Below are 4,949 nucleotides of genomic sequence, written 5' to 3' on the forward strand. Positions count from 1 at the left end.
CGAGGCGAAGTCGCCGCGGTCGACCAGGAGCACGTCGACCCCTTGGAGCGCGAGTTCGCGGAAGACCCCGATCCCGTTGATGCCGCCGCCGACCACCAGAACGGTGGTGCGGCCGCCCCGTGCGAACGGTTCGAGCCGGTTGCTGCGCGCAGACGCCGCGTTGTTGCCGAGCACTGTCGACCTCCTGGTTCCTTCGCTGAGCAAGGTGTCATATCGTGGGCACCAGCGCACAGCCGCGCAGCCATGTTGAACGAATGTGCAAGTAGCTCAAGCACCGATCGGAGGCTCGCGCACGATGTCTGCCCCCACGCACGACCCGCGCACCCTCGCCGCGCTCCGCGCCGCGCAGATGTACTACCTCCAGGATCTGACGATGGAGACCATCGCGGCCGAACTGCACGCCTCGCGCTCGACGGTGTCGCGCCTGCTGAGCCATGCGCGTGAGACGGGGCTCGTCGACATCCAGGTGCGCTCGCCCTTCGAAGCAGGCGCGCCCCTCGAGCGCGCTCTCGCGGAGCGGTTCCGGGTGGTCGCTCATGTGGTTCCTGCGCCGGCGACGCTCAGCGACGTCGACCGACTCGAACGAGTCGCCCTGACCGCCGCCCGACTGCTCGGTCGCTATGTCGATTCGAACATGACGATCGGCGTCGCGTGGGGCTCGACCATGGGGGCCATCAGTCGACATCTCGTGCCGAAGGAGCTGCACAACACCCTGATCGTGCAACTCAACGGCGCCGGCAACTCGCAGACCACCGGCATCGAGTACGCCAGCGAGATCCTGCGGCGGTTCTCTGACGCGTACTCCGCTCGCGTCCAGCAATTCCCGGTGCCCGCGCTGTTCGACGACCCGCTCACCAAGCAGGCGTTCTGGCGCGAGCGCGCGACCCGACGACTCGTCGAGATCCAGTCCCGGATGGACATCGCCGTCTTCGGTCTCGGCTCGCCCTTCGCCGGCGTGCCGAGCCACGTCTACGTCGGCGGATATCTGGACGACGTCGATTACCGAAGTCTCGGGGCGGACGGCGTCGTCGGCGACGTCGCGACCGTCTTCTACCGGGTCGACGGGTCGTACCGGGATGTCGCGCTCAACGCCCGCGCGACCGGACCCGAATTCGAGGTCCTGCGCCGAGTGGCGCGCAGGGTGTGCGTCGTCGCGGGTGAGCAGAAGCTCGCCAGCCTCCAGGGGGCGCTCGCGGCGGGGATCGTCACGGATGTCGTCCTCGACGAAGGTCTGGCTCGAGAGCTGCTCGCCAACGCCTGAACGTGCACGTTCGTGCATGGGTGATGAGCGTCTGCCCGGTCCCGTCCTAGGGTGGCGTGACCGCGGGCACACGAGTGCCCCGCCGACGGAGGTGTCTGACGATGACGTGTGTGGTGGCGATCGACCAGGGGACGACGAGCACGAGGGCGATCGTCTTCGACGCCGATGGGCGAATCGTCTCGTCGGGCCAGCTCGAACATCGTCAGCACTTCCCGAAGCCCGGCTGGGTGGAGCACGATGCCCTCGAGATCTGGCACAACACGCAAGAGGTCATCGGGATCGCTCTCGCCCGTGCCGACATGACGCGGCGCGATGTCGCTGCGGTGGGGATCACCAATCAGCGCGAGACCGCCGTCGTCTGGAATCGGCGCACCGGGGAGCCCGTTCATCACGCGATCGTCTGGCAGGACACGCGCACCCAGGACTACGTCGATCGTCTCGCCGACGACGGAGGGACTGACCGGTTTCGCGACACGACGGGTCTGCCGCTCGCGACATACTTCTCGGCGACCAAGATCGCCTGGATCCTCGACAACGTGCCGGGTGCCCGGGCCGAGGCCGCGGCCGGGGATCTCGCGTTCGGCACGACCGACTCGTGGGTGATCTGGAACCTGACCGGCGGGCCGGACGGCGGCGTGCACGTCACCGACGTCACGAACGCGAGCCGCACGATGCTGATGGACCTCCACACCCTGGAGTGGGACCCAGGGCTGCTCGAGGCCTTCGGCATCCCGGCGTCGATGCTGCCGCAGATCCGCAGCTCGTCCGAGGTCGTCGGGCGGGTCGAGTCGTCGAGCCTCCTGCGCGAGGTGCCGATCGCCGGCATCCTCGGCGACCAGCAGGCCGCAGCCTTCGGGCAGGCCGCCTTCCGCGCGGGGGAGAGCAAGAACACCTACGGCACCGGCAACTTCCTGCTCGTGAACACCGGGGAGACGATTCCGAGGTCCGCGCACGGGCTGATCACGACCGTCGCATACCGGATCGGCGATGCCCCCGCGTCCTACGCGCTCGAGGGCTCCATCGCGGTGACCGGTTCGCTCGTGCAATGGCTGCGTGACAATCTGGGGATCATCGACTCCGCCGCGGAGATCGAAGAGCTCGCCGTGTCCGTCCCCGACTCCGGCGGCGTGATCATCGTGCCCGCATTCTCCGGTCTCTTCGCGCCGTACTGGCGTCCGGACGCGCGCGGCGCGATCATGGGACTCACCCGCTTCGCCACCCGCGCCCACCTCGCCCGTGCCGCGCTCGAGTCGGTCGCCCTCCAGACGCGCGACGTGCTGGACGCGGTCGATGCCGATGTCGACGTGCCGATCGAGGAGCTGCGGGTCGACGGCGGGATGGTCGCGAACGCGACGCTCATGCAGATGCAGGCCGACATCCTCGGGATCCCGGTCGTGCGTCCCGCGGTCATCGAGACGACCGCTCTCGGGGCGGCCTATGCCGCAGGCCTCGCCGTCGGGGTGTGGTCGGGGCTCGATGAGCTGCGCGCGCGGTGGAGCGAAGACGCCCGATGGACGCCGCGTACGACGGCGGCCGAGCGCGAGGCCCGGGTCGCCGACTGGCACGACGCGGTCGGCCGTACGTTCGACTGGCCGTCCGCTCGCGCATAGTTCTCGCGCCCAGCCACCCGTCGCTCCCGCGTCGAGCTGATCACCTGCACGTTTGTGCAAATCAGATCGAAGTCGACCGACCGGCCCGATCGGCGTCAGTAGATTTCGTCAGACCCTGAGCAAATCTTCGGGTGTCTCGGGTCCCATCCTCGACAAGGAAGTTAGGAATTCCATGAAACGCCTCACCTCGCGTAACAGCTTCTGGCTGGTTCTCTCGCTGGTGCTCTTCGTGATCTCTGGTCTCGGGTCTGCGCTCGTGCAGACCGCCGGGGGCGCCGTCACCATGAAGACGCTGACGTGGGAGACTCCGGACGGGAAGATCCACAGCGCCTATCTGTTCGTCCCGAACGACGCGTCTGCCGACGACCCGCGCCCCGCCGTGGTGTTGTCTCACGGCTTCAACAACCAGAAGCAGATGCAGGACAACAACTACGTCGAGCTGGCCAAGCGCGGCTACGTGGTGCTCTCGATCGACCGCTACTCCCAGGGCAGCTCGCACGTCCAGCAGCGAACGGATGTCGACACGATGGGCACCGGTGCCTACCGAGGAGTCGAGCTTCTCGCGAGCCTGCCCTACGTGGATGCGTCGAAGATCGGCGTGGCGGGACACTCGGCCGGCTGCTTCGCATCGAACGCCGCCGTCACCACCGACAACGCGAACGAGTCCGGCCTCGTCGCGGCGGCCTATCTCGTCGATTGCACGCCGATCGTCAAGGATGCGGACGGCAACTACGTCAACATCTACGGAAGCCGCGACGTCGGCGTTCACGCCGCCCAGTACGACGAGTTCTTCTTCCGCACGGTGGACCCCAACAGCGCGCAGGTCGGCCCGGCGGTCGATTACTCCAGCCAGATCGCTCCGGCACGCGAGTGGATCGACAACGCGGAGGCGCAGGCGTTCCTGAACTTCAGCACCGACGAGTCCGAGTGGGAGACGCGCGAGTCGTACACGACCTACACCGAGACCATCGACGGTGAGGAGGCCATCCGCCGCGTCGACAACCCGGCTGAGATCCACCCGTGGGCGACCTTCTCGGCGACGGAGGCCCACGATCTGGTCTCGTTCTTCGACGAGGCGTTCGGAGCCCCGAACCCGATCGACCCGAGTTCCCAGACGTGGCAGCTCAAGGCGGCCTTCAACGGGCTCGGCCTCGTCGCGCTCGGCATCTTCTTGGTCGCCTTCACCCGCGCTCTCCTCGCTGCGCCGGTGTTCGCGGGTCTTCGTGCCGAGATCACTCCGGCCACGCCGATCAGTGGCGGACGCCAGGGACTCGCCTGGTTCTGGGGGGCGCTGGTCGTTTCCGCGGTGTTCTCCGGCGTCAGCTTCATCGTCTACGCGACCGGCTGGGGCTCGACATTCGCCATGTACGGCACTCCCGGCCTCAGCCCGCAGGGGCCGACGTCCTTCATCGGTGTCTGGGCGGCCATCAACGGCGTGTTCACCCTCGTCGTGATGGTGGCGTCGTACTACCTCTTCGGTAAGAAGAACGGGCAGGACCTCCGGCAGGTCGGCGTCTTCCCGGGGTGGCGGAAGTTCGGCTTGAGCGCGCTGCTCGCGGTGACGGTCGTTCTCGCGGCGGTGCTCATCCTGTTCATCTCCGAGTACTTCTTCCAGTCGGACTGGCGTCTGTACGTGCTGGGCTTCACGACGTTCGGGGCGGACCGGATCTGGATCATCTTCCTCTACCTGCCGCTGTACCTGATCTTCTACGTCGCCAACTCGATCGCGATCAACAGCTTCAACCGTTTCACGCTCAAGCGGCGCGAGTGGTTGAACACGGCATTGCTCGCCGTGATGAACGCCCTGCCGGCGATCATCATCGTGGTGATTCAGTACTCCGTGTTCTTCGCCAGCGGCGAGGTCATGTGGGGCAACACGATCGGCGTGAGGATGGCGGGGATCTGGTTGCAGTACGTGATCCCCTTCCTGATCGTGACCGTGTTCATCACTCGGAAGATCTTCCGAGCGACGAACAATCCGTACATCGGCGGCTTCATCATGGCCTCGATCGCGACGATCGGTGCGGTGGGGACCACCTACACGATCTACGGGTAATCCGGTCACCTCGAGTCGTGGG

Annotated in this window: 4 protein-coding genes; 3 read left to right on the plus strand and 1 reads right to left on the minus strand. The window is 66.8% G+C overall.

Annotation, left to right across the window (positions count from 1 at the left end; all coding sequences use genetic code 11):
- Nucleotides 1–174: FAD-dependent oxidoreductase (locus tag ACILQS_RS15540; protein ID WP_395641035.1), on the minus strand; the 174-nt coding region annotated here is incomplete at its 3' end.
- A 121-nt stretch (nucleotides 175–295) separates the two neighbouring features.
- On the opposite strand from ACILQS_RS15540, the gene ACILQS_RS15545 reads away from it, so the two are divergent.
- From ACILQS_RS15545 to ACILQS_RS15555, 3 genes are all read left to right on the plus strand, one after another.
- A complete protein-coding gene (locus ACILQS_RS15545; protein ID WP_395641032.1) occupies nucleotides 296–1,261 on the plus strand; it encodes a sugar-binding transcriptional regulator in 966 nt (321 codons plus the stop codon).
- A 101-nt stretch (nucleotides 1,262–1,362) separates the two neighbouring features.
- Nucleotides 1,363–2,871 carry a glycerol kinase GlpK gene (glpK, locus tag ACILQS_RS15550; protein ID WP_395641033.1) on the plus strand — a complete coding sequence of 503 codons (1,509 nt, stop codon included), beginning with the start codon at nucleotides 1,363–1,365 and terminating at the stop codon, nucleotides 2,869–2,871.
- A gap of 172 nt (nucleotides 2,872–3,043) precedes the next feature.
- Nucleotides 3,044–4,927 carry an alpha/beta hydrolase family protein gene (locus ACILQS_RS15555; RefSeq protein ID WP_395641034.1) on the plus strand — a complete coding sequence of 628 codons (1,884 nt, stop codon included), beginning with the start codon at nucleotides 3,044–3,046 and terminating at the stop codon, nucleotides 4,925–4,927.
- Nucleotides 4,928–4,949 lie beyond the last annotated feature (22 nt).

This window comes from Pseudolysinimonas sp., assembly GCF_044239695.1.
Lineage (GTDB): Bacteria > Actinomycetota > Actinomycetes > Actinomycetales > Microbacteriaceae > Pseudolysinimonas_A.